Below are 20,729 nucleotides of genomic sequence, written 5' to 3' on the forward strand. Positions count from 1 at the left end.
AATAATCCGCAAAAAAGCAATAATAAACCATGCAATCACGGGAGCTTTAATTGGGTTAAAAACACTCCAAAAAACTATCTGTAAATTTGTTTCAAGTAAATTTTAAAAATCATAAAATTCTGAACGCAATTTTTTACCGATTTTATTTCAAATTTAAAAATAAACAGAGAAATACTCAAGCAAGCAGCCAAATTTTGCCGACTCAACGGCAAATTTAGCTAAATCCCAAGCCTATCCTTCGCCGCTTGCGTGATCTCCTCTTCGTAGTCGTAGTATTCAAACGTCGCACCGTGCTGAAACGCGCCATTTAGGATGTCGCCGCTTTGGCGATTTTTAAGGTCTATCTCGGCGATCTTAAAGCCATCCAGCGTCTCGCAAAACTCCCTCAGGCGCGACGGCGGATTTTTAAGCTTTGTAAACAAAAAGCAAAATCCGCTCCCGCCGTTTCGCCCCACTCGTCCGCGCAGCTGATGCAGGCTTGCTAGACCAAGCCTCTCCGCGCCCACGATCACGATCGTGCTAAGCCTTGGCAGCGAGATGCCGACCTCGACCACCGTAGTCGATAGCAGCACGTCTCCGCTCTCGCGAAATTCGCGCAACACTTGCTCTTTTTCTTTGTCCTTGCCGTGCGTGACGTAAACGTTTGCAAAATTTGCCCGCCAAAACCCCTGCGCCTCCTCTAGCCCCTGATAGTTCGAGCTTTCGCTGCCCTCCACGAGCGGGTATATCACGGCGACTTGCTTGCCTTTAGCGATTTGCGATTTGATATGCGCCAGTAACTCGCCAAAGTCCGCGCTTTGTAAAATTTGCGTGTGGATGTGCTTTTCAAAAGGCATCTGCCGCAGGAAACTAAACTCCGCGAAACTACTTTGTATCATGCTTAGCGTGCGCGGGATCGGCGTTGCCGAAAACTGCACCACGTGAGCCTTAGTCTCGTTCGCCGCTTTTGTTTGCTTATTTCTTTTTTCGGGCTCGGTTGCGGTCAAATTTGCCTGCTCGCTACCGTCAAATTTACCGCTAGATTCGCCCTCAGCCCCGCCAGGTTGCGTCTCTTGCCCAAGCCCTCCGCTAGCTAGAGCGTTGATTTTCTCGCGTTGATTTGAGCCGAAACGGTGCTGCTCGTCTATCATCACCAAAGGCGCTGTGGGTAAGCTTTGATAAAGCAAAACATGCGTGCCTACGATGAGATTTACCCCGTCAAATTCAGGCTTGTCGCCGCTTTTAACAAGCAAAACGCGCATAAAATCAGGCAGCAAACGCGCCGCCTCGGCGTAAATTTGCTCGGCTAATATCGACGTGGGCGCCATAATGAGCGCAGGGCCGGGATAGACGCTAAGCGCGGCGGCTAGCATAACAAGCGTCTTGCCGCTGCCCACATCGCCCATCACGACGCGTCGCACCGCCTCTTCGCCGCTAAAGTCCGCGCGCAGATCGGCGATAGCATTTAGCTGATCGGTTGTCGGCGCAAACGGTAAATTTTTAAGCCACTCCGAGATATCAAAAAGATTGATTTTAGGCGCCTTAAAGCGAGTTTTTTTAGCGTTTAGCTTTTTTAGATAGTTGTAAATTTCTACGAATTTTAGCACCTCCGCGCCCGCTTTTTCGCGAACGAGTGCGTCCAGCATCGCGACGCTTTTTTCGTCTCCTCGGTGCAGGCCTAGCAAAAACTCAGCCTCCCTAGGCGCGAGTCCCGCCTCAATCAAATTGGGCAAATTTACGTATCTTTGGATCAAATTTTTAAACGAATCGTCTCTGAGAGAGAGCTTGTATTTGGGTATGATTTCGTTTACTTTTGTGACGATTTTGGGATTGGTTAGCTGCCACGAGCCGTAGGCGTAGGCGCATTTGCCGCTCACAAACACGCTTTTGCCGACCTTAAATGCGCCGTGATGCCAAGGCTTGGCGTTAAAAATCACGATTTTGACGTTTTGCTCCCACGCTTCGCACCAGCATACGGCGTGCAGCATTCCGCCTTGGCGATACGCGCTTTTTATCTCTACTGCGACGCTCACGTGCCCGTCTTTTGGCGCGGCGGCCAGGCTCGTATCTTCAAAGCTTTTAGGAAGCTTTAGCGCTAGATCGAGCAGAGTGGTTACGCCGATTTTTTTTAGATTTATTCTGTCTTTTTCATCAAATTTCATTGTAAAGCACGGCAAAACTGAGCTTTTCTATCTCCGCATGCTCCGCGATAAACGCGTTTAGCTCGGCAAGCTTTAGCTTCGAGATTTTTTCTAGCTCGTCTTTAAAATTTCCTAGTTTAAAGCCGTTATAAAACTCGCTCTGAGCGATGTTTAAGCGGTTAAAAAGCGTCTCTTGGCGTAGCGGCTGCGAGCCTAACAAAAATCTTTTAGCCTGCGCTAGCTCGCCGGCTTTCACGCCGTTTTTGACGAATTTTGCAAATTCGTCTTTCACGACCGCGACCGCCTCGCTCCTGCTTTCGTTTTTGGTTTGTAGATAGCCCCAAATTTGAGAATGGCTGAGCGCAAATTCGCTCCTAGCATACGCCGAATACGCCAACCCTCGCTTTACGCGGATCTCCTCCATCAGTCTACTGCCAAAGCCGCCTTCGCCCAAAATAAACGTCGCGACCTTAGCCTTATATCGCTCCTCGCGGGAAACGTCAAAAGGCGCGCCAAAGTAAATATAGGCTTGCTCGCTAGGCTTGATGATGGCTTTTTCGCCGCATTTTTCATCGGTTTTAAAAAGCTTTAGCTCGCGCACTTCGCCATGCTTTAGCGAGCTTAAAATCTCGTCTAAATTTAGCTCCCCCGGCGTCACTTCGCCGCCCAGCACTACGAATAAATTTGCCAGATCAAGCTTGCTAGCGATGAAATTTTTAACGTCCTCTAGCGTGATGCTCTCCACGCTTTGCTTCGTGCCGATGCTTGGGCGCGCTAGATTCGTACCAGGATACAGCAGCCCGTTTAGCGCGACTCTAGCTAGATAGTCGTAGTCGCTCTCGTTGCTAGATATCTCGCCTAGAGTCAGAGTTCGCACTTTCTCAAAGCTTTTTTGGCTTAAATTGGGCTCCTCCAAAAGCTCTTTTAGTTTGGCAAGCGCAAAAGAAAAGTGCTCCTTTAGACAGTTTAGCTCAAACGTAAAGGTCTCAAATCCAGCACTCGCGTAAAGGCTAATCGCGCGCGTTTCAAGCTCTTTGGCAAAGCCCGCCGCGCCTTTGTTTAGCGTGCCTTCGTCAAAAATTTTAGCGACAAATTTAGCAAGCCCCGCTTTTTCCTCCGCGCAAGCTCCCGCGACCTTGAAAATAAGCTTTAGGCTCACCGCGGGCAGGGTTTTGCTCGCCTCGTAAACGGTAGGGATTTGTAAATTTGCGGCTTTTAAATTTATGATTTTCATCAATAAAACCTTTCTAAAATATCGTAATTGGTATTGCGTTTGGCGGGTTTTTCGCCGATGTCTTTGATGAGGCGTATCATCTCGTCTTGATTCATACGGTAGCTAGCGCCCGCGGCCTTGACGACGTTTTCCTCCATCATCGTGCTACCTAAATCGTTTGCGCCAAACAGTAACGCCAGCTGCCCGATGTAGCTGCCCTGCGTGACCCAGCTGCTTTGGATGTTAGGTACGTTGTCTAAAAACAGCCTAGAGACCGCAAGCAGGCGCAAATAGCGATTCGAGCTTTGCTTTTTGATCTCTGGACGTTCGGCGGCTAGGCGCGTGTTTAGCCCCTGAAAGCTCCATAAGATAAACGCTCTAAAGCCGCCAGTCTCATCCTGCAAGCTCCTGATATGCTCCCAGTGCTCCACGATCTCGCGCGTTGTTTCGACGGTACCAAACATCATCGTAGCCGTCGTCTTTAGCCCCTCCTCATGCGCCTCGCGGTGGATCCGCAGCCAGGTCTGCACGTCGCATTTTTTAGGCGCGATCACGTCTCGGACGCGGTCGCTAAGTATCTCTGCTCCGGCTCCGGGCATCGAGTAGAGCCCCTTTTCTCGCAGACGGCGTAGCGCCTCCCTGGTGCTTATGCGCGAGATCCTCGCGATATAGTCGATCTCGACCGCCGAAAATCCGTGAATCGTGATGCTTGGGTAGTTTTTCGCGATAAACTCCACGAGATCCTCGTACCACTCGATTTTTAGCTTCGGGTGTACGCCGCCTTGAAATAAAATTTGCGTCCCGCCGATAGCGATGAGCTCCTCGATCTTTTGCCCAATCTCCTCAAAGCTAAGAACGTAGGCGTCCTCGTCCTTATGATCGCGGTAAAACGCGCAAAATTTACAGTCCACCCAGCACGCGTTCGTGTAGTTGATGTTTCTATCCACGATAAATGTCGTGACGCCGTCAGAGTGCAGCTCGCGTTTGCGCGCTAGAGCCATCGCTCCAAGCTCGTTTAGCTCGGCGTTTTCTATCAAATTTACCGCCTCGTCCACGCTTAGTCTATTCAAATTTTTCCTTTAAATTTTTTACGCGAGTTTAGCAAAAAACGCTTTTATCTTTGATAAATTCACGTTTTTTTAACGTCTTGCGGATATCGTTTCGCGCCTCAACGCAAAGGAAAAAGAAATGATTTTAAAATCCGTAAGAAACGCGGCCAAGCTAAGAAATTTAGCCCTTTTGGCGCTAGACGGGGCATCAAATTTGCCGCGGCATTTAAATTTAACCCATTTTTGCCGTCCGCTCAAATTTAACCAGATTTATAAAGCTTAAATTTGATAAAATCGCGAGACATTTTATCAAAGGAGAAAAGATGAAAAATTTAGTTTTAGCTGCGATTTTGGCGCTGTTTTTTGCAGGCTGCGCAGCAAACAAACCAGCTCCCGCCGAACAAAACGCGCAGGAGTATCGCCACGCTACGCAGATAAAAGACGCTAGCTGCCCGCATCACGGCATGGCAAACGCTAGCTGCGCACAGTCTCACACAGCGATGAAAGAGTGTCCTCATCACGGAAATCACGGAGCGGGCAAAAGTCACGGCTGTAGCGGCGAGAGCGCCAAATCAAAGCCATGCCCAAAATGCGACGCAAAAGCGCAAGGCTGCGCGCAGCATAAAGAGTGCCCTCATCATGACAAAAGCCGCGCAAGCGACGAAGCGCACGCCTGTCCTCATCACAAACACTAAAATTTAATGCGGTCAAGGTCAAATTTGATCGCATTTCCTCATCAAAGTTACGCCTGCCGGCAACATCAAAATCAAGTTAAATTTCACAACAAAGTAGTTAAATTTCGGTTTTAGTCTCGTCGTCTAAAATTTTAAGCAAGCTAGGCATCCTAAACTCGCCGCTCATCCCCTTTACTAGCCGCGCCGCTTCGTCTACATCCATGCCGATCGCGCTAATAAAAAGCGGCCTTTTGCTACCGCCTCTGCAAATTTCTCTTACAAATTTACAGCTACCTTTAAAAGGCGATTTAGCTACGCCCACGACCTGCACTCTGCGCTCCAAGCACTCGTATAAATGCCCGCCCAGACCGTATCCGCCCTCGTCGTCAAGATAAACAAAACCGTCGATCACGATGAGCGAGATATCCCGTACATCCAAATCCTGCAAAAGCGAGACGATGCACGGCAGCTCCCTTTTATAAAAGCTTCCGCTCTCATAGGGCGCTACGTTGCCAACTACCTTTGAGATGATTTTGAGCGGCTTTTCGTCGCTAAAGTTTTCAAACAAAACCCCTACGACTTTAGCCTTATTTCCAGTATAGTACGCATCTGCGGCAAGTTTCATCGACATCTTTTAAATTTGAGCGGTAAAAGGCGGCTTAGATTTAAAACACTCGGCCGCCTCAAAAGCTCAAATTTAATCCCACTGTAAAACGACCTTATTGCCTTTAGTGCCAAGCACGCGCACCTTTGCACCCTCGGCTAAATTTCCGTCGTAGCGCCACAAAGTACCTTTAAAATAAACCATACCCTCTCTGATCTCGCCCTCGCCGCTCTCGTTTAAAAAATCATCCTTAACTTCGCTTTCGTGCTGGTTAAATTTGGCCTTTAGCGGCTTTCTGAGCGCAAAAAGCAGGACTAGCGAGACGATAGCGATGAGTAAAATTTGATACTCCCAAGCGATATCGACGAAAAACCCCAAAACTCCGACCGCCAAAAATCCAAGTCCGAAAAATAGCACGAAAAAGCTGCCCAGCATAAACTCGAGCATGATTAGCCCCACGCCCGCAGCCAGCATCAAGTACGCGGGTATCATTTCGCCGCCCTAGCGCCCAAAAAGTCCTTTAAGACGCTTAGAGAGCCTATGAGCTCGGTCGCTTCGTAAGGGACTAAAATTTTATCTTTCGAGCCGTTTTTGGCTAGCTCGTTAAAGGCTCCGACGCGGTCGCGCGCGAGCAGGAACTCGGCTGCTTTGGCGTTTTGCGCCATGCTTTCGTTTATCATATCCATCGCCTCTTTTTGAGCCGTGGCTAGCGCGATTTGCTCGTATTTTTTCGCATCAGCCATACGCTCGATGGCTTCGGCTTGCAGGACTTTTTCTTGCTTTAGCGCCTCGGCGTTGCGGATGAGCGCCTCTTTTTCAGCCTGCGCTTTTAGCTCGATCGCGCGTTTTTCGCGCTCGGCTTTCATTTGTAGATTCATCGCCTCTTCGATGCCGTGCGGGACGGAGATCTCGGAAATCTCGACGCGCATGATCTTTACGCCCCAGTTATCGGCGGCGTCTCCGAGCGCTCTTTGTAGCGCGGAGTTTAGGCGGTCGCGCGAGCTAAGCGTATCATCAAGATTCATCGCGCCGATCTCGCCGCGCAGCGTCGTCATGGCTAAATTTGCGATCGCGCGCTTATAGCTATCGACGTTATACAGAGCCATTTTGCCGTCTACGACCTTTAAAAACACGATGCCGTCGACGCTGATATTTACGTTATCTTTAGTGATGACTTGCTGCTTCGTGATATCTACTAGCTGTTCTCTTACAGTGATCACGGCGCGGATCTGGTCGACAAAGGGGATGATAATGTGAAATCCGCCGTCAAGCACCTTGTGAAATTTACCCAAACGCTCGACGATGTAAATATCAGACTGCGAGATAATCTTGATACCGGCTTTTAAAAACAAGACCGCAAAGGCCAGCACGACCACGGCAAATACGATAAACGGGATACTCTCTTCCATGACTACTCCTTAAAATATTTTTTATGATTTTAGCCGCTTTTTGCTAAAATTTCGCCATTTTGGCGGAAAATTTTTAGTATAATTAGCCAAAATTTTAAGGATAAATCATGAAAAATATTTTATTTTTAGCCGCGGCTGCGATGATATTTGCGGGCTGTGCGACCGGCGGAAGCGCCGTAAATAACAAAAAATGCGGCGGCACGGAGGTTTTTGAAACGTGCGGCACCGAGGTAGATAAGGAAAATTTGATCGGCGTTTACGAGGCTAAGGTGTTTTGCGACGGTTGCGGCGAAAACTCAAAAAGTACGCTAACGCTCAACGCGGACGGTACGTTTAAAATCGACACCGTTTATCAAAAAAAGATCGCGCAAAGAGAGCTACAAAATGGCAAATACGAGATAGAGGGCAACACCCTAAGAGTGACAAATCAATACCGCGAAAAGCTAAATTTCGAGATTAACGGCGATACATTGCGCCAGATCAGCAACCAAAACAGCTTTATCAAAGAAAATTTCGCCCAGGAGCGCATCTATAAAAAGCTAGAAGCCAACTAAACGGCAAATTTAGCGCTCAAATTTGACCCGAAGCCAAAATGAATAAATTTATCGACCTACTAAAAACGCAACCCGTTTTCGCGCGCCTCTCGCTCATACAGCTGATTTGCTATTTTGGCGTTTGGTTCTCGCACACGGGCATTTTTACGCTACTTATCGAGCTTGACGCGCCCGTTTGGGCTATCACGGCGGCGGCTGCGTTAGCTTTCGTGCCGGGCGTGCTGCTATCGCCTTTTAGCGGTATCGTGGTGGATAAATTTAGCCCAAAACCTATGCTAATAGCGCTCACGGTCGTAGAGATGGTGACGGTTTTTATGCTCGTTTTTATCGACAAACTCTCCTTGATGTGGCTGCTATTTATGATAATATTTATCAGAGTCGGGGCCGGCGGAACGTATTTTCAGGTCGAGATGAGCCTTTTCCCCAAAATTTTAAACAAAGACGACCTAAAAACCGCAAACGAAATCCACTCGCTCATCTGGGCCTTTTCATACACCGCAGGCATGGGGCTGGCAGGCATTTATATTCATTTTTTCGGGATAAAAAGCGCCTTTTTGCTAGACTGCGCTCTTTACGGCGTAGCACTCATCGTCCTGCTTGAAACAGATATCACCGTGCGAGCTAAAAAAGGCGGCGAAAAAGTCCGCGAGATGCTAAAAAACGGCCTAAAATACGTAAAACAAAACCCCCTCATCGCGCATCTCATCATGCTGCACGCGGTTGTAGGCGTGACCAGCTACGACGCGCTCGTGGCGCTGCTAGCCGACTATCCGTACGCGGGCCTGCTCTCGGCATCTCTCATCATCGGCTACATCAACGCCTGCCGCGCCGTCGCCCTCATCGTCGGTCCGCTAGTGCTTAGCAAATTTGTCTCAAACGCAAATCTCGTCTATATCTACGTCGGGCATGGGCTTGGCGTCATAGCGTGGAGCGCGCTGCAGTTTAACTTTTATATCGGATTTATCGGGATTTTTTGCGCGGGATTTTTCACCTCGACGCTTTGGAGCTACACCTACACGCTCATCCAGCAAAAGTGCGATCCGGCGTTTTACGGCCGTATCATAGCCTATAACGACATGGTTTACCTGGGCGTCGCGGCGGTGATTTCTAGCGGCATAGGACTTCTTTTTGAGCTAGGGCTTAGCCTCTCGCTAATCACGGCGCTGATAGGCTGTATGTTTTTTGCCGGAGCGATTTACTGGCTATTCGTGCGTAAAATTTACAAAGACGAGCTAGCGTAAATTTGCTCTGCGGCGCGGGCCTAGCAAGGCAAAATTAAACGCACAAATTTACCGTCCGCGTCAAAAAACGTAGCCGTCCGCTCGCGTCAAATTTAAGCAAACTTGAGCCGAATTTGACCTCAAATTTATCTCGCTCAGGCCTTAGCATAATAAGTCGTTCCGTTTGAAATATGCTTTTTATAAAGCGTCGTAAACGGCACCAGATCGGCATGTCCGACGTAGAGCCTGCCGTGATCGCTCAAAATTTTATGAAAGCGCTCGACCGTTTTTAGCTTAAATTCCTCGTTAAAATAAATCATCATATTTCGCGAGAAAATGATGTCGAATTTGCCGAGCTTAAAGATCGCGTCGTCAAAGATATTTGCCACGCTAAACTCGCATCTAGGCAGCATCTCGCGCTTGATTTCGTACTTGCCGTCGCGTTTTGTGAAGTAGATATTTTTTTGATTGTCGTTTAAGCGGTGCAATGAACGCTCGTTATAAACGCCTTTTTTACAGCTATCGATAGCCTCCGAGTTTATGTCGATACCAACGATACTAACGCGGTTTACGTCGAGCAAATTTGAGTGCGCGAGCATACCTAGCGAGTACGCCTCATCGCCCGTCGAGCACGGCGCGCACAGTATCCGCACGCTATCAAGCTCCTCTCTGGCGTAGTAGATCGCGGCTTGTAGCTGCGGCAACTCTCTGTAAAAATAAGTCTCGTTCGTGGTGATCAAATTTACGATCTCTTGCCTCATAAAGCGGTCTACGACGACTTTTGAGCTTAGAGCTTCAAAGCTCGGGATTCGGTTTGCTTGGCAGAAATTTATTAGGCGCTGCTTTATCATGTCCTTTTTGGACTCCAGATCCACGCCGCACATATTTTTGATAACTTCGACGAATTTATTCAGCCCCGCCGCATCGCTAGGAGCGGGCGTCAAATTTGCATTTTCAACCATGTAAAAACCTTTCCAGTTCCGCTCTTATACCGCCGATGGGTAGCGACTTTAAATTTGCGTTGATTTCTTTCGCGCGTTTTGGCATGCCGTAGACGATCGCGCTCTCCTCGTTTTCGGCGACGCATTTAGCGCCGGCTTTGTATAGCTCGTTTAGCCCGCGCGCACCGTCGTCGCCGATGCCAGTTAGCAGGATCGCCATGACGTCGGCAAACTTACAAGCCTGCACGCCGGAGTGAAAAAGCACGTCTACGTTGGGGTTATACGTGGTCTCCTTTGCCGGCGAGCACATGCCGGCCATGAGGGGGCTAGCAGAGATTATCTCCGAGTTTTTTTCGCAGATATATATCGCGCTTTTTAGCTGCACGGGCGTGCCCAGCATAACCACCTCCGCCGCACACTCCTTGTCAAACTGCGAGATAAAACTCGGGATAAAAGCTAGGCTCATATGCTGCGCGATAACGACGCTAGCTCCGTTTAGATCAAGCCCCTTAAAAAGCCTTTTTAAATGTCCCGGACCGCCCGTCGAGGCGCCGACTAAGACCAGTTTTTGTTTCAAAATTTATTCCGTTTTTTGAGTTAATTTTACGGCTATTTTATCTTTATTTATATTAAATTTAGCTATAAGGTAAAATACATAAAATAGTGCAAATAATTTTATGATAACTGGATGCTGCGGTAAATTTTGGATGATATTTTAATGCCTGCGGCGGCGGCGGAATAGTCGTCAAATTTTACTTTAAACTCGGCGTTTTTACCTAAATTTTATGCATTTTCTTGTATTTATCTTCAAATTTACGGCTTTTTGCTACGAGATTTCCGCCAAATTTTACTTTATAGCAGGCGGTTTTATCTTCTTTAGATGAGGCTCTTTTTTATCGTGCGTTACCGTTTTTTCTAGCGCGTGTTTCGGATAGTTTGCGCCTTTTGAAGCATTACCGCTAGCAAAAACTAGAGCCGAAAATAAGATCAACAAAGGCAAGGCTAAAATCGCTATTATCCCGACCGTCTTTTTCATTTAAATTTCCTAGTTCGCGCTCAAATTTACGCTTGCAATCAGCCTGCTCTCGCTTCTATTTTGCCGTAGGCACCCTATTTTTTATTCGTCATTTGATACAAAAAGCTAAAGATTTCGGCGACTGCTTTATAGAGATTTGGCGGGACTTCCTCGTTTAGATCGACCTTGCTTAGAACCTCGATTAGATCGGCGTCCTCTTTGATCGGAATGTCGTGAGATTTGGCTAGATTTATGATATTTTTCGCCACTTCGCCAGAACCCGTCGCCAGCACCTTGGGCGCGTTATCTTTTTGGCGATTGTAGCCAAGAGCCACGGCTTTTTTAGTTTTTTGTACTTTTGCCAAATTTACGCCTTTTTATCAAAGCCCATATCAAGCTTATCTAGACCGCCGTAAACGCCGCTAAGGCGCAGTTTAGGCATAGTTTTTAGGCTAAAATTCGACACTATCAAGCCCTGCTCGCCGATAGCCCTTTTTAGCTCCTTCGCGCCGCTTAAAATCAGCTCCTTAAACTCCTCTTTTTGCGTCGCGATCGCAAGGTCGATGTATTTGTTTTCGCTAAGCGCCACCATGATGTTGATTTGGCCGAAATTTTGAAAATTTAGGTCGATTTGCGCGTAGTGCTTTTGCTTTTTACCCTGCTTAAACCTGATATTTCCGCCCTCTACGCCCTCCCATACGTAGGGCAGATAGGTCTGCACGCCGCCTGCGACCGCGGAGGCTAGCTGGTGCATCTCGATTTGAGCGAGCAGTTTTGAGGCGGCGTCTTTTACGGGGCTAGCATCAGGAGACTTTGACTGCATGTTTAAAAGCGCGCTTTTTACATCGTTTTGTAACACCTTTGCCGTCTCTTCGGCGCTTTTTGGCGTTACGGCGCCAAGCTCGGCGCGAGCGATGTTTTGCTGTTTGATTAGCTTGCCGACCTCATCTAGGCTATTTTTTGCTTCAAAGCCCGCTTTATCGGCGATTTGCAGGGCGAAATTTAGCTTTCTAGCCGCATTTTGCAGCTTGTCTTGCAGCGTCGCGCCCTCGCTCCCATCCGCGCCGTCTCGGACGATTTTTTGCGCGAAATCGTTAAATTTATCCTGCGAGCCCGCAAGCGCGCCAAGCTCGTCCATTAGCTCTTTTAGCGCGTTTTTTAGCTCGGCGAAATTTAAAGCAAAGCCCCTGTTTTGACTTAGCTTTTCGCTGTTTAAATTTTGCATTTTTTCGCCCACGTTTGCCAGTAGTTGCGAGATTTTATTTAGCTCATTGTTTAGCGTTTTTTCGTTTAGGCTTAGCCCGCTACCGCTCATGGCGTTTGCCTGTTTATCCATAAATTTAGCCGCGTTTTCTAGCTTGGCAGAGGTCTCAAAAAGCTGCTTAAACGGCGATCCCGCTAGCGTATCTTTGGCTGCGGTTTTAACGTTTTGTAAAATTTGATCAAGCTTAGCAAAGCTTTCGTTCGTACTTAGGCTGTCATCCTTAGCTAGAGCTGAAATTTGCTCCAAAAGCTGCTGATTCGAGAGATTTTTTATATCGCCAAACAGCTTATTTATCGCGCTAGGTAGGTTAAATTTGCCGTTTAGCGCGTCTTTTAAATTTGCCTCCAGCATGATGCCTGAGTTTTTTATCTGCTCGTTTAGCGGCGCGTTTTTTAGATCCGCGACTGGTTTTAAAAACTCCTTTAGTTTAAGCGCAAATTCCTTTAGATCGGGCTCGTTTTCGGCAAGCGCGACGAGGCTTTTCATATCTTTTGCGAGATTTGGCGAGAGCTGGAGATTTTTAGCCTGCGCGGCTAGCTCTTTGGCCTGCGTCGGGCTTGATTTTAGCTCGTTTAGAAGCTTATTTACGAGCCTATCTAGATCCTTTACGGCGTTATCCGCGGCCTCGGAGCCTAAATTTTGCGAGGGCGCGGGCTGATTTTTAAAAATATTTTTGGTTTCGCCCGCCTGCCCCGTTTGTCCGGCGTTTGCGCCGCCTACGCCGCCTGTTTTGGGTAGCGCGCCGCCGACTGCGGCCTGGGTCGCGATTTGCGAGCTTATAGCGTTATTTACTGATTCCATACGGCTATATCGTCAAATTTGAGATTTTCATTAGCTATTTGCCATCGTGCCGGGGCTATGCTCAAAGTCGCTTCTGCTTTCAAGCGGAACGGTCTTTTGCGTGAGGCAAAACGCGATGAGAAACGCAAGCAACGCTATGTAAACCCACATAAAGCCGTCAAAGCCTAAAATTTTCATACTAGCGCCCATTATCACGGACGAAAGAAGCGAACCGAAAGAGTAGCTAAAAAGCACCGCGCGCCCTACTTCGATACCTTGATTTTTCTGTTTTAAATTTAAAACGTCGTTGGCGCGAGCAAGCGATAGCGCGTAGAGGCAAAAGGCTCCCGAGCCTAGAAAAAACGACAAGACGTACTGCGCGTAGATAGAGGGTTTAAGCGCCAAAAAGCAAATAGCGGCGCACAGCGAGACGGCTGAACATACCATTATCGCTGGACGGCGGCCGAATTTATCCGAGACGCTACCGATAAACGAGTGCGCGATAAAGCCTCCAGCCATCGCTATCGTCATAAAAAACGAAACCTCGACCGCTCCGTATCCCTGGAGCAAAACATAAACGCTGCCCATCGTGAAGAAGCCGTTTGTAAGGATACCCGCGACGATGCTAGTAATCAGCGCCAAAGGCACGAGCGCAAAGACCTTCGGGATCGAGACGCTCTTTTTTTCGGGGATCGGCGGCTCTTTGATGCGTATCAAATTTAACGGAATGCTCGAAAACAAAATAAGCGCCGCGCTAAGCAAAAGCACGTGCGAAGTGGATAAATTTAGCGATAGCACGAGGATGCCCAGCCCAAAGCAGACGTAAAACGTGACCTCGTAAAAGGCCAGTACTCGCGAGCGCACTTCGTTTCTAGCGCGCGCGTTGAGCCAGCTTTCGATTATCATCAAGATCGAGTAGTAGCAAAATCCTAAACATCCGCGTAAAAACGCCCAAAAATAGAGATTTTGGCTAAAAACGTGAAACATCGCCGCGATACCGAAAAGCGACGCAAAAATCCCAAAGCTCCTGATATGGCCGACTTTTGAGACGATTTTATGCGAAAATATCGTAGCCGCCATAGCTCCAACGAAAAATACCGCGATAACAAATCCCGTCTCCAGCTCGTCCGCGCCCATTTTTTTTAGCTCGACGCCCGCAGAACTGATGATAAGGCCGTTTCCCACGAACAAAAACGCCATCCCTACAAATAGCGCAAACATCGATCTGATCGTTATTATAGAGCTATTTCTCATTGCTTTTTACTCCGTATATCAAAGCGCCCGCAGGCATCGCCGCAAGCGCGATCAAAAACGCGGCTATATCAAGATTGTCTTGTCTTTTTAGCGCCAAAAATCCGACGACTAAAACCGCATACGCGATCAGCCGAAAAGGCACGAAAGCGGTGAAGTAGTTGGGCGAATTTTGCTTTAAATTACGCGCGAAATTTTGCTTTTTTGAGGGCTTAGTTTCGCTGCTTTGATTTGATTTGCTCAAATTTGACTCGTTTGCCAGGCTTAAATTTGGCCCGCCGCTTTGGCTTGCGTCGTTTAAATTTTGCTCGCCAAATTTAACCCACTCGTTTTCGTCTTTTAAATTTAGCTGCGCGTCCGTTTTTGCGTAGTCCTCCGAATTTAACGCGTCTGGGCGCTTAGCATCTTCGCGGTGCGGGTCATGCCCGTCAAATTTAGCCTCCGCCGGGCGATCGGGAAACTCCTCGTGATTTTCGCCCCACTCGTCTATATCGTCATCCGCGGAGGCGTCATAGTCTCGCACGCCGTTTTCTACGCGTTTTTTGTAGGCTCTAAATGTAGCAGCCAGCACCAAAAGCGAGCCCGCAAACGCGACCTGCGAGCTGTAAAACCACGCGCGGCCAAATGCCGCCGAGCCCAGCAAGAGCAAAGCCTCAAACGCGCCGTAAACGGCAAGGAGCTTAAAATTCACTCATCGTCCTCGTCGTCGTCTTTTGCGGGTTTAAATTTATCTTTGTCTTTTAGTTCGTCGAGACTTTTTATCTGCGCGTCGTAGGCCTTTTTGACGTTTAGCGCGGCTGCGGCGATACCGACGGCGACGCCCGCAAACAGCGTCCACGTCCAGCCCGTTTCCTTCATCACCCAGTAGCCAAACCCGGCCCCGATAGCAAGCGCTACGACGATAGATATGCCCAGGCTTAGCTGCTCGGCGCCCTTTACGACGTCGCCCAAATTTATCTTTGCCATTAGGCAAATCCCCAGCTATTTTTCATGCGCTCTTGTATCGCTTCGCGCTCTTTTCTAGCCTCTTTTAGACGCTCTTCCAGATCGGCGATCCTTGCTTTTACCTCGCGCATCTCCTCGTTCTCGCTAGCGCTCTCCGCAGCTATCTCGGCAAAGCTCTCGTCCGCGGCCTTAACGGCAAATTTGATATCGTCCTCGCTCATCGCGTCGCAGATGAAGCCCGTCTCAAACTGGCTAGGCGCTAGATAAACGCCTTTTTTAAGCATTTTGGCGTGAAATTTAGCGTAAAGTTTAACGTCGCTTTTTAGCGCGTCGTCGTAGTTTTTGACCTCGTTTGCCGTAAAGAAAAATCCAAACATCGAGCCTCTCACCGTCGTTTGCAGAGCGATGCCGTGCTTCGTGGCGACGCTTTTTAGTCCGTGAGCAAATAGCACGGCTAGCTTGTTTAGGCGGTCATAAAGCTCGTTGTCGGCAAAAATTTTACTTAGGCTTGCGATGCCTGCGGCCATGGCTACGGGATTGCCGCTTAGCGTACCGGCCTGATATACGGCGCCTTCGGGACTTAGGCAGTCCATGATCGCAGCCTTTCCGCCAAACGCAGCCGCCGGGCAGCCTCCGCCGATAACTTTACCAAACGTCACTAGATCGGCCTCGATACCGTTAAATTCGAACGATCCGTGTCTGCTCGCGCGAAATCCGCTCATGACCTCGTCAAAAATTAACACCGCGCCGTTTTCGTCGCAAAGGCGTCTAATCTCGCTTAAAAACTCGTTATCGGCAGGCACTAGTCCCATATTTCCGGCGATCGGCTCGATTATCAGCGCGCCGATTTTGCCTCTATTTGCCTCAAATATCGCTCTCACGCTTTCTATATCGTTGTAGCGCGCTAGATAGGTGTTTTTCACCACGTCCGCAGGCACTCCGCCGCTTGAAGCATTGCCGTAGGTGGTCGCGCCGCTACCGGCTTTTACCAAAAGCGCGTCGCTGTGCCCGTGGTAGCAGCCTTCAAATTTTATCAGTCCGTCCTTGCCGCTAAAGCCGCGCGCTACGCGTATCGCGCTCATCGTAGCCTCGGTGCCCGAGCTTACGAAACGCACCTTTTCTACGTTTTTAAACTCGTCGCAGATTAGTTTAGCTAGCCTCGTTTCTAAATTTGACGGAGCGCCAAAGCTTAGTCCCTTTTTAGCCGTCGCTATCACCGCATTCTCGATATCCGGGTCGCAGTGCCCGAAGATAAGCGGCCCCCAGCTCTGGATGAAGTCCAGATAGCGGTTTCCCTCGATATCGACTAGATACGCGCCCTCGCCGCGATCTACTACAAAAGGCTCGCCGCCGACGCTGCCAAACGCGCGAACGGGCGAATCTACGCCGCCCGGGATATAAATTTTCGCCAGTCCAAAAGCTTCTTTGTTCGTCATTTTTTATCCTTGTTGAAATTTATAACGTATTCGTAAAGTAAATTTATCTCTTCGTCGGTAAGAAAGTAGCTAGGCATCACGCTTTTTGCGCTTAGTACGCCCTCTTTAAACGTCTCAAAATCAAGATTGTTTATCCGAGGAGCTCTTAGCTCGTCGTCGATGACCTGCTTCGTTTTTTTATCAAAATGTCTATATTTTGATATGAGCGAACCCTCGCCGCCCTTGCCGTGACACTTGTCGCAGCCGATGCCGCGCGGGTTTTGATAGAGCATCTTCGCGTATTCGTTTTTCGTGATAAAATCGCTCGCAAACGCTACGCCGCAAAGTAGCCCTAAAATCAGCCAAATTTTCATAAATTCTTTCGCTTTTTCGTAAATTTAATCTAAAATTAGCTATCATACAATCTTTGCGATTAAAAAGTAATAAAGGACGAAAATGACGATATTAGACGGCAAAAACGTAAGCGCACAGGTGAAAGAAAGAGTAAAAAACGAAGCGCTAAATTTGAAAAATCAAGGCATAGAGCCTGCACTCGCGGTGATACTAGTGGGCGAAGATAAAGCCAGCCAAACCTACGTCGCGGCAAAAGAAAAAGCCTGCATAGCCTGCGAGATAAAAAGCGTAATGCACCGCTTGCCCGAATCTACGACGCAAAGCGAGCTAATCGCGCTAATAGACGTGCTAAATTTAGACGACGGCATCGACGGCATCCTAGTTCAGTTGCCGCTACCAAAGCATATAGATACGAATAAAATTTTAGAAACTATTAGCCCCGCAAAAGACGTGGACGGCTTTGCCGCGATAAACGTCGGCAAGCTAGCTAGCGGACTTGACGGCTTCGTGCCGTGCACGCCGCTAGGCATAATGGAAATTTTTAAAGCCTACGATATAAATTTAGAGGGCAAAAAGGCCGTCGTGATCGGACGCAGCAACATCGTGGGCAAACCGATGGCAAATCTACTACTAAACGCCAACGCGACCGTAACCGTGACGCATAGCAAAACGCGAAATTTAAAAGAAATTTGCGCGGACGCCGATATCCTAGTGGCCGCTATCGGTAGGGCGGATTTCGTAACGGCCGATATGGTAAAAGAGGGTGCGGTAGTGATCGACGTAGGCATAAACCGCATGGACGACGGCAAGCTAAAAGGCGACGTCAAATTTGACGAGGTAGCGCCCAAATGCTCGTTTATAACTCCAGTTCCGGGAGGCGTAGGCCCGATGACCATCGCGATGCTGCTATCAAACACCATAAAATCAGCCAAAAACCGCGCGAAAAAGGCATAAATTTTGAAAAAAGCGTTTAATAAATTTTTAGATTTTTCAAACAGCTGGACGGGCACGGTCGTCATCGTCTTGCTCGTGATTTTCTTTGTCGCGCAGGCCTTCGTGATACCGTCTGGTTCGATGAAGGACACGCTTTTAGTCGGCGATCATCTTTTTGTTAAAAAATTTAGCTACGGCATCTCGACACCGCGCATCCCGTGGATAGAGGTCAAGGTTTTGCCCGATTTTAACGGTAACGGCCACCTCATCGAAGGAGCCAAACCGCAGCGCGGCGATATCGTGGTTTTTCGCTATCCGCACGATGAAAAAATCCACTACGTCAAGCGAAATTTCGCAGTCGGCGGCGATGAAGTGATATTTACGGAAAAAGCGCTATTTTTGCACCCGCACGAGGGCGAGGAGTTTATAAAGGCAAATTTTGACGAAAAAGATATCGTTAAATTCGGCGGCAAACTTTTCGTCAAAGAGCCCTATAAATTCGGCGGCATCCACTATGACGAGAAGGTAAATTTATTTGAACTAGCCGTAAACTACCTAAACGCGAGCAAATTCGCTATGCAACCGGTTATCGTAAACGAACTACCCAGCGTAGGTAACTATCCGTTTAACGCATTTTATTTTCAGGTTCCAGAGGGCGAGTTTTTCATGATCGGCGATAACCGCGACCACTCAAACGACAGCCGTTTTTGGGGGCCGGTAGCCTATAAAAACATAGTCGGCAAGCCGTGGTTTGTCTATTTTAGCTGGGACGACGAATACAAAATCAGATGGAACAGAGTCGGTAAGAGCGTGGATTTTATACAAAACTCGCCCGAGCTGCTAGATGCCGCCAGAGTAGAAGCTAAAAACGACGGAAATAAGATCGAATGAACCTTGACAACATCGACTTCGCTCAGGTAGCGATCCTAGTCGCCGTGCTCGTTATCTCCGTCGTCGGGCACGAGATCGCGCACGGATACGCCGCATACAGATACGGCGACCTAACCGCTAAAAATTTGGGGCGGCTCAGCATAAATCCCATAAAACACGTCGATCCGCTAGGCACTATCTTAGTGCCCGCGCTCATGTATCTTAGCACCGGAGTGACGTTTGGTTGGGCTAAACCGGTACCTATAAATTTACGCACCGTGCTCTATAACGGCGGCTACAAGGCAGCTATAGTCGTCGCGCTTGCGGGCATCGCATACAACCTAGTCCTTTTTGCGTTAGCGTTTTGCGCGTTTAAATTTATAGGTTTTGACGGTTTTTTTGACGGCGCGGTAGCGGAGTTTGTTTTCATGCTCGCAGCCGTAAATTTAGTCCTAGCTCTCTTTAACCTCTACCCTATCCCGCCTCTTGACGGTTCGAAAGCGCTTGAGTATCTTTTGCGTATTTTCGGGCTTCACGGCGCGGCAAACCGGCTAAACAGTATGCAAAGATACGGATTTATCGCGCTAGTTATCATCGTGATCTCGCCGCTAAAAGATTATTTTTTCGAGCCGATACGATACGCCGCTACGATCATGAGGATGTTTTTGTAAACGGCAAATTTTAAAATTTAGCCCAAATTTCGCTCCTAAAGGCTCGCGGCGAAATTTTACTTTAATGCTTTTTTGCTATAATTAAGCATTTTTTAGCTTATGGAAATTTCATGAAAATAGACAAAATTTTTATCGCGAGCGACCACGCGGGCTTTGATCTTAAGGCGCAAATTTGCGAGCTTTTAAAAAACGAAGGTTTTGACGTATTCGACCTAGGAACGCATAGTAAAGATAGCGTTGATTATCCCGATTTTGCCGAGCTTATGGCGCAAAATTTACGCGGCAGTAACGAATACGGCGTGCTAATTTGCGGCACGGGTATCGGCATCAGTATCGCGGCTAACCGCCATGCGCACGTTCGTTGCGCGCTTTGTCACGACGTCACCACGGCAAAACTAGCCCGCGAGCACAACGACGCAAACGTACTAGCCATGGGCGCTAGAACGATCGGCGACGCGGTCGCGGCAGATATGATAAAGGCCTTTTTCGCTACCGAATTTGCCGGCGGCAGACACGAAAGACGCGTGAAAAAGCTAGGAGGCGAGAAATGACCGATTGGCTCGTACTTACGGTTTTGATCTGCATTTGTATCTATCTCACCGTTATGGTGTTTTACTTTAAGACCTTGCTTAAAAAAGAGCGCACGACGCGCGATTTTATGAAAAACAATCTCCAAGATACCGAAGTCGTCATCCGCAAGCTGCAAGTCCAGCTCCAGCGCGGTCTGGGTAACATCGACATCCTCACCGACGAACTAAACAAAGTCAAAAACGATGCCAACGCCCTTCGCACTAGAAACTCGCAGTACCGCCTGGAAAACGACAAACTCCGTCAGCGCATCCGCGAGCTAGAGGGCAAAATCGAAGCGCTGCTATAAATCAAATTTAAAGGCAAAAAAATGAAAGAACTAGACAAAGCGGGGAAGGAATTTTTATTAAATTCCATCCGATGTATAAACGATTTTCCAAAACCGGGCATAGTATTTCGAGACATCACGACGCTGCTAAACAACAAAGAGGCGTTTAATTTTTTAATCGATCACCTCGCAGCTCGCTACGAGAACGCCAATATCGATTTTATCGCGGGTATCGAGTCGCGCGGATTTATATTCGCAGCGGCTTTGGCGGCTAGGCTGCGGCTGCCTTTCGTACCGATTAGAAAGCCTAAAAAACTGCCATACATCACGATCTCGCAAAAATACAGCCTAGAGTACGGCGTAGACGAAGTGCAAATTCACGTCGACGCATTCGGCGAAAAAGCGGGCGCAAAAGTACTTTTAATCGACGATCTAATCGCTACTGGGGGCACGGCCAAAGCCTCAGTAGAGCTAATCAATCAAACAAACGCCGTTTGCGTAGAGGCCTGCTTTTTGATAGATTTAAAGGAGCTTGGCGGTAGCAAAAATTTACGCCCTCTAACCAAAATTTACAGCATACTTGAGATCTGA

25 protein-coding genes are annotated in these 20,729 nt (G+C 48.3%); 9 read left to right on the forward strand and 16 right to left on the reverse strand.

What is annotated here, in order from left to right; genetic code table 11:
- Positions 1 to 218: 218 nt before the first annotated feature.
- The 3 genes from E4V70_RS01915 to E4V70_RS01925 are packed head-to-tail and all read right to left on the reverse strand — an operon-like array spanning position 219 to position 4,403.
- Positions 219 to 2,141, reverse strand: a complete 1,923-nt coding sequence (locus E4V70_RS01915) for a DEAD/DEAH box helicase (RefSeq protein ID WP_122862134.1) — start codon at positions 2,139 to 2,141, stop codon at positions 219 to 221.
- Positions 2,131 to 3,354, reverse strand: a complete 1,224-nt coding sequence (locus E4V70_RS01920; RefSeq protein ID WP_122862133.1) for a M16 family metallopeptidase — start codon at positions 3,352 to 3,354, stop codon at positions 2,131 to 2,133. The genes E4V70_RS01915 and E4V70_RS01920 overlap by 11 nt, the downstream gene beginning before the upstream one ends.
- Positions 3,354 to 4,403 carry a dehypoxanthine futalosine cyclase gene (locus tag E4V70_RS01925; protein WP_122862132.1) on the reverse strand — a complete coding sequence of 350 codons (1,050 nt, stop codon included), beginning with the start codon at positions 4,401 to 4,403 and terminating at the stop codon, positions 3,354 to 3,356. Before E4V70_RS01925 ends, E4V70_RS01920 begins: the two co-directional genes overlap by 1 nt.
- Positions 4,404 to 4,705: 302 nt before the next feature.
- Here E4V70_RS01925 and E4V70_RS01930 point away from each other — a divergent pair, with 302 nt between their 5' ends.
- Positions 4,706 to 5,077: a putative periplasmic lipoprotein gene (locus tag E4V70_RS01930; protein ID WP_122862131.1), complete on the forward strand. Its 372-nt coding sequence runs from the start codon at positions 4,706 to 4,708 to the stop codon at positions 5,075 to 5,077.
- A 97-nt stretch (positions 5,078 to 5,174) separates the two neighbouring features.
- Here E4V70_RS01930 and E4V70_RS01935 read toward each other — a convergent pair whose 3' ends face one another.
- The 3 genes from E4V70_RS01935 to E4V70_RS01945 all read right to left on the reverse strand — a co-directional run bounded on the left by E4V70_RS01935 (position 5,175) and on the right by E4V70_RS01945 (position 7,069).
- Positions 5,175 to 5,681, reverse strand: coding sequence for an endonuclease V (locus E4V70_RS01935; RefSeq protein WP_122862130.1), 507 nt, complete (start codon positions 5,679 to 5,681; stop codon positions 5,175 to 5,177).
- Between the two features lie 72 nt (positions 5,682 to 5,753).
- On the reverse strand, positions 5,754 to 6,152 hold the full coding sequence (locus tag E4V70_RS01940) for an NfeD family protein (protein ID WP_122862129.1): 399 nt from the start codon (positions 6,150 to 6,152) through the stop codon (positions 5,754 to 5,756).
- Positions 6,149 to 7,069 (reverse strand): SPFH domain-containing protein, encoded by a 921-nt coding sequence (locus tag E4V70_RS01945; RefSeq protein ID WP_009493831.1) that lies wholly within the window; start codon positions 7,067 to 7,069, stop codon positions 6,149 to 6,151. The genes E4V70_RS01940 and E4V70_RS01945 overlap by 4 nt, the downstream gene beginning before the upstream one ends.
- A 107-nt stretch (positions 7,070 to 7,176) precedes the next feature.
- On the opposite strand from E4V70_RS01945, the gene E4V70_RS01950 reads away from it, so the two are divergent.
- A complete protein-coding gene (locus tag E4V70_RS01950; protein ID WP_122862128.1) occupies positions 7,177 to 7,623 on the forward strand; it encodes a copper resistance protein NlpE N-terminal domain-containing protein in 447 nt (148 codons plus the stop codon).
- 38 nt (positions 7,624 to 7,661) lie between these two features.
- Complete coding sequence (locus E4V70_RS01955) at positions 7,662 to 8,864, forward strand: MFS transporter (RefSeq protein ID WP_122862127.1); 1,203 nt, start codon at positions 7,662 to 7,664, stop codon at positions 8,862 to 8,864.
- A gap of 134 nt (positions 8,865 to 8,998) precedes the next feature.
- Here E4V70_RS01955 and E4V70_RS01960 read toward each other — a convergent pair whose 3' ends face one another.
- The 10 genes from E4V70_RS01960 to E4V70_RS02005 form a co-directional block, all read right to left on the reverse strand.
- Positions 8,999 to 9,805: a CheR family methyltransferase gene (locus E4V70_RS01960; protein WP_122862126.1), complete on the reverse strand. Its 807-nt coding sequence runs from the start codon at positions 9,803 to 9,805 to the stop codon at positions 8,999 to 9,001.
- Positions 9,798 to 10,361: a CheB methylesterase domain-containing protein gene (locus tag E4V70_RS01965; protein ID WP_122862125.1), complete on the reverse strand. Its 564-nt coding sequence runs from the start codon at positions 10,359 to 10,361 to the stop codon at positions 9,798 to 9,800. Before E4V70_RS01965 ends, E4V70_RS01960 begins: the two co-directional genes overlap by 8 nt.
- Before the next feature lie 270 nt (positions 10,362 to 10,631).
- The gene (locus E4V70_RS01970; RefSeq protein WP_122862124.1) at positions 10,632 to 10,820 is read right to left on the reverse strand and encodes a hypothetical protein; all 189 of its coding nucleotides are present in this window, start codon (positions 10,818 to 10,820) and stop codon (positions 10,632 to 10,634) included.
- 74 nt (positions 10,821 to 10,894) lie between these two features.
- Positions 10,895 to 11,164 carry a FlhB-like flagellar biosynthesis protein gene (locus E4V70_RS01975; protein WP_009493814.1) on the reverse strand — a complete coding sequence of 90 codons (270 nt, stop codon included), beginning with the start codon at positions 11,162 to 11,164 and terminating at the stop codon, positions 10,895 to 10,897.
- Positions 11,165 to 11,166: 2 nt separating this feature from the next.
- Entirely contained in the window at positions 11,167 to 12,864 is a 1,698-nt protein-coding gene (fliK, locus tag E4V70_RS01980; RefSeq protein WP_122862123.1) for a flagellar hook-length control protein FliK, read from the reverse strand.
- A 30-nt stretch (positions 12,865 to 12,894) separates the two neighbouring features.
- Positions 12,895 to 14,097, reverse strand: coding sequence for an MFS transporter (locus tag E4V70_RS01985; protein ID WP_122862122.1), 1,203 nt, complete (start codon positions 14,095 to 14,097; stop codon positions 12,895 to 12,897).
- Positions 14,087 to 14,785, reverse strand: coding sequence for a potassium transporter TrkA (locus tag E4V70_RS01990; RefSeq protein WP_122862121.1), 699 nt, complete (start codon positions 14,783 to 14,785; stop codon positions 14,087 to 14,089). Before E4V70_RS01990 ends, E4V70_RS01985 begins: the two co-directional genes overlap by 11 nt.
- Entirely contained in the window at positions 14,782 to 15,060 is a 279-nt protein-coding gene (locus E4V70_RS01995; protein ID WP_122862120.1) for an AtpZ/AtpI family protein, read from the reverse strand. The genes E4V70_RS01990 and E4V70_RS01995 overlap by 4 nt, the downstream gene beginning before the upstream one ends.
- A complete protein-coding gene (gene hemL, locus E4V70_RS02000; protein ID WP_122862119.1) occupies positions 15,060 to 16,475 on the reverse strand; it encodes a glutamate-1-semialdehyde 2,1-aminomutase in 1,416 nt (471 codons plus the stop codon). The genes E4V70_RS01995 and hemL overlap by 1 nt, the downstream gene beginning before the upstream one ends.
- Positions 16,472 to 16,828 (reverse strand): c-type cytochrome, encoded by a 357-nt coding sequence (locus tag E4V70_RS02005; RefSeq protein WP_122862118.1) that lies wholly within the window; start codon positions 16,826 to 16,828, stop codon positions 16,472 to 16,474. The genes hemL and E4V70_RS02005 overlap by 4 nt, the downstream gene beginning before the upstream one ends.
- Before the next feature lie 82 nt (positions 16,829 to 16,910).
- Between E4V70_RS02005 and folD the strand changes: the two genes are divergently transcribed.
- The 6 genes from folD (at position 16,911) to apt (ending at position 20,729) form a co-directional block, all read left to right on the forward strand.
- Positions 16,911 to 17,762, forward strand: coding sequence for a bifunctional methylenetetrahydrofolate dehydrogenase/methenyltetrahydrofolate cyclohydrolase FolD (gene folD, locus E4V70_RS02010; RefSeq protein ID WP_122862117.1), 852 nt, complete (start codon positions 16,911 to 16,913; stop codon positions 17,760 to 17,762).
- Between the two features lie 3 nt (positions 17,763 to 17,765).
- Positions 17,766 to 18,632 (forward strand): signal peptidase I, encoded by an 867-nt coding sequence (gene lepB / locus E4V70_RS02015; protein ID WP_122862116.1) that lies wholly within the window; start codon positions 17,766 to 17,768, stop codon positions 18,630 to 18,632.
- Complete coding sequence (locus E4V70_RS02020; protein WP_122862115.1) at positions 18,629 to 19,282, forward strand: site-2 protease family protein; 654 nt, start codon at positions 18,629 to 18,631, stop codon at positions 19,280 to 19,282. Before lepB ends, E4V70_RS02020 begins: the two co-directional genes overlap by 4 nt.
- Positions 19,283 to 19,392: 110 nt before the next feature.
- Positions 19,393 to 19,833 carry a ribose 5-phosphate isomerase B gene (gene rpiB, locus E4V70_RS02025; RefSeq protein WP_122862114.1) on the forward strand — a complete coding sequence of 147 codons (441 nt, stop codon included), beginning with the start codon at positions 19,393 to 19,395 and terminating at the stop codon, positions 19,831 to 19,833.
- A complete protein-coding gene (locus E4V70_RS02030) occupies positions 19,830 to 20,159 on the forward strand; it encodes a hypothetical protein (RefSeq protein ID WP_122862113.1) in 330 nt (109 codons plus the stop codon). Before rpiB ends, E4V70_RS02030 begins: the two co-directional genes overlap by 4 nt.
- Before the next feature lie 21 nt (positions 20,160 to 20,180).
- Complete coding sequence (gene apt / locus E4V70_RS02035) at positions 20,181 to 20,729, forward strand: adenine phosphoribosyltransferase (protein ID WP_122862112.1); 549 nt, start codon at positions 20,181 to 20,183, stop codon at positions 20,727 to 20,729.

The organism is Campylobacter showae (assembly GCF_900699785.1).
Lineage (GTDB): Bacteria > Campylobacterota > Campylobacteria > Campylobacterales > Campylobacteraceae > Campylobacter_A > Campylobacter_A showae_D.